At 38.7% G+C, this 3,273-nt stretch carries 3 protein-coding genes; 2 read left to right on the top strand and 1 reads right to left on the bottom strand.

The features are described 5' to 3' along the window. Positions 1 to 956, top strand: a 956-nt coding sequence (gene lipA, locus NL42_RS11915) for a lipoyl synthase (RefSeq protein ID WP_461312901.1), incomplete at its 5' end; no start/stop codon positions are given. A 156-nt stretch (positions 957 to 1,112) separates the two neighbouring features. Then, a complete protein-coding gene (locus tag NL42_RS11920; RefSeq protein ID WP_461312902.1) occupies positions 1,113 to 2,252 on the top strand; it encodes a transcriptional regulator in 1,140 nt (379 codons plus the stop codon). Between the two features lie 49 nt (positions 2,253 to 2,301). On the opposite strand, the gene NL42_RS11925 is transcribed toward NL42_RS11920, so the two are convergent. Continuing rightward, positions 2,302 to 3,054, bottom strand: coding sequence for a TenA family transcriptional regulator (locus NL42_RS11925; RefSeq protein WP_461312903.1), 753 nt, complete (start codon positions 3,052 to 3,054; stop codon positions 2,302 to 2,304). Positions 3,055 to 3,273 lie beyond the last annotated feature (219 nt).

Below are 3,273 nucleotides of genomic sequence, written 5' to 3' on the forward strand. Positions count from 1 at the left end.
TTAAATTAAGAGGAGCAGATAAAGTCGCTCGTATTCCGATTAAAATTTTACCAACAGAAGAATTGCCAACTAAACCTGAATGGATTAGAGCAAAAATAACCGATTTTGAAGAAATCAAACGCATAAAAAATTTACTGCGCCAACAGAAGTTGCATAGTGTTTGCGAAGAGGCTGCTTGCCCAAACTTACCTGAATGTTTTGGTGGAGGTACGGCAACATTTATGATTATGGGAGATATCTGTACTAGACGTTGCCCTTTTTGTGATGTTGCTCATGGTCGCCCAAAACCTTTAGATGAAGATGAACCTAAACATTTGGCAGAAACGGTCGCAAACTTAAACTTAAAATATGTCGTGATTACCTCTGTAGACCGTGATGATCTACATGATGGCGGCGCCGCACATTTTGTAAAGTGCATTGAAGAAATCAGAAAACGCTGCCCAGAAACGCTGATTGAGATTTTAGTACCAGATTTTCGCGGTCGTTTAGAAACAGCTCTTTCAACTTTGAGCTTATCTCCTCCAGATGTGTTTAATCATAATATTGAGACAGTTCCGCGCTTATATAAAGCGATGCGCCCTGGTTCAGACTATCAACATTCACTAGAGTTACTAAAACGTTTTAAAGCATATTGTCCAGATATCAAAACCAAATCTGGTTTAATGGTTGGATTAGGAGAAATTGAAGCGGAAGTGCTTGCGCTACTGAATGACTTAAAAGACTATCAAGTAGACCTTATTACCATTGGACAATACTTACAGCCTTCAAAGTCACATGCACCTATTCATCGATTTGTAAACTTACAAGAATTTGAAAGATACACGCGACATGGTAAGCGATTAGGTTTTAAAAATATTTGGAGTGCACCTATGGTTCGTTCTAGCTATTTTGCTGATCGACAATATTTTGGAGAATCTGTACCCAAGCCTTTTAGTCGACAAGATGTCTTATCTTAACGATCGTGTAATTAACAAAACTTATCCAATAGGCTAATGGTCAAGACTCATAAAAGTATTTAAGGTAAGGAGATAACGAGGAAATAGTCACAATAAAAAAGTTATAACTGTTGAGCGGCTACGGATACGCCATTTCAATGATAAAGGAATTTCGATATGGATATGTCAAAACAATTATCATCACCTTTTATAGATACTACGCCGTCATTATTTCGGCCAGAAAAATCATCTCATTCTAAACAATTAGCAAAAAAGCCATCAGTTGACCTTGACGCGGCTCCGTTATTTGACCTAACCGAAGAATGGGAACATTCGTTATTTGGTCGTTCTATTCATGAATGTCATCGAAACTTAATGCATATTGCTGAAGATGCCGATATGGCAATTGGTGTGACCGATCCACACGGCACGCTACTCTGGACATGGAGTAGTACACCTATGCGTTCATCGGCAGAGCAAGTCCACTTTGTTGAAGGTGGCCAGTGGTCTACTCAGGCAGTCGGACAAAATGCAATTGGTTTAGCATTAAATACTCATTCAGCTAACTGCGTTTACTCACATGAAAACCAAATGAATAGTGTAAGAGATTGGGTCTGTTATGCAGCACCTATTACCGATACACACACTGGCCAATTTTATGGGATTATGAATTTATCGACTAAATATCAAAAGCATAATTCTCTTGGTCTTTTAGCTGTTGAAAGATGTGCTGATATTGTGAAGCAAGCAATTCAGCTTCATCAGAAAAATATTTTATACATTAAAGCCTTCGGCACACCTAAAGTTCAATATAACCAAAACAGCCTGACATTGACTCAACGACAGATTGAAATTCTGTGCATTCTGACACTTTGTCCTGAGGGAATTAACCTTGAAGAACTTCACTATGCTTTATATGGTGATCGACCAGTAAGTACCACCACTTTAAAAGCAGAACTCTCTCAACTTAGAAACCTAATACCTGACGTCATCGAGTCTCGCCCTTATAGACTTAACTGTGAAATTCAATGTGATTTCTTAATGGCAGAGCAAGCATTAAACCTAGGCTTCACATCGACTACCCTTACTCTCTATAGAGGAAGTTTTTTAGCTAAATCAGAAAGCCCATTTTTGTGTGCATGGAGAGATTGCTTTGATGCTCGCTTGAGTCATGTGATTTATCAAATTGAAGATGTTGATCAACTATTACGAGTGGTCAGTCGTGTGCCAGATCGTGTAGATGCTGTTGAACGTTTACTTGAATTATTACCTGAAGAAACACCTTACCGAACAAAGCTGTTAAAACTACTCGAATAAAATAAAAGGGAGAATATCTATACAATATTCTCCCTTTTTTAAGGTGAGATCAAGCAGAGGCTTGAAGCTGTACCTTATAGCAATCGTCTAAAGCTAATTCATAATACCGAAGACCTTCTTCAGCAGCATGAAATGCTTTTTGCTGCCAGTCAGGACGATCATTACATAAACGCTTAATCAGCTCCATGGCTTCATAAGGATGAAGATCATCATAATGTGCATGCGCACGTAACCAAGCCAAAGAACGTTTATCAATCGTTACTTCAGGATGATCCGTATAGGTATGAATCCCCTTATAGACCTGAATGGACCAGTCCCCCGTTGCCCATTCAATTGCCAGATTTGTTGCAGCAAGGCATTCTGCCAAATTACCACGATGACTCATATTCCATAAGAAATGGTTTACCGCATTCATCGCAGCTGGTGGCCGCACGCTATCGAGCTGATCTACAGTTAAACCAAAACCTCCAGCCCAGTCGCGATACCATTTTAAGTGTCGCTCTTCTACCTTAATATTTTGGATTAACCAATCTCGTGCTTCTGTAACGCCAGGTTCAGAAAAACCCGTTGCTTTGCCTAATGCCCCAGCCATATATGACGGGAAATGTGCGACTAATGGATAGAAATTAAGTAAAGCATAACGGAAACTATTTAGGCTCAATCCCCCATTGGCCATTTCCGAAAAAAACGGATGTTTACTTACCCGTTCTTTCGCTGGTAGCAGGTCATCCCAGAACTGCTGTGACCATCCCTTATGCGGTGTAATTTCTAAATGCATTCCATATTGATTTAGAGCAGTCATTGCTAATTTTCCTATTTATATGACAGCAATCATCTGTATTTCACGCTACAAGTCTATCCGAAAATGATAAAGATACAATCGTTAATCGACCATTTGTAACTTTTTTCGATGGATTGCGATGCTTTAGATAATTGTTACGCTAATCATTGAAATGTCGTGATTTTTATCACATTTAACTCAGATAAAAATCATTACTTTTTTAAAAAATCTGTATTATTA

It is taken from the genome of Acinetobacter sp. GN11 (assembly GCF_054823985.1).

Coding starts and splice junctions, on each gene's coding strand:
- NL42_RS11925 (WP_461312903.1), bottom strand. CDS start 3,054: ATGACTGCTCTAAATCAATATGGAATGCATTTAGAAATTACACCGCAT.
- NL42_RS11920 (WP_461312902.1), top strand. CDS start 1,113: ATGGATATGTCAAAACAATTATCATCACCTTTTATAGATACTACGCCG.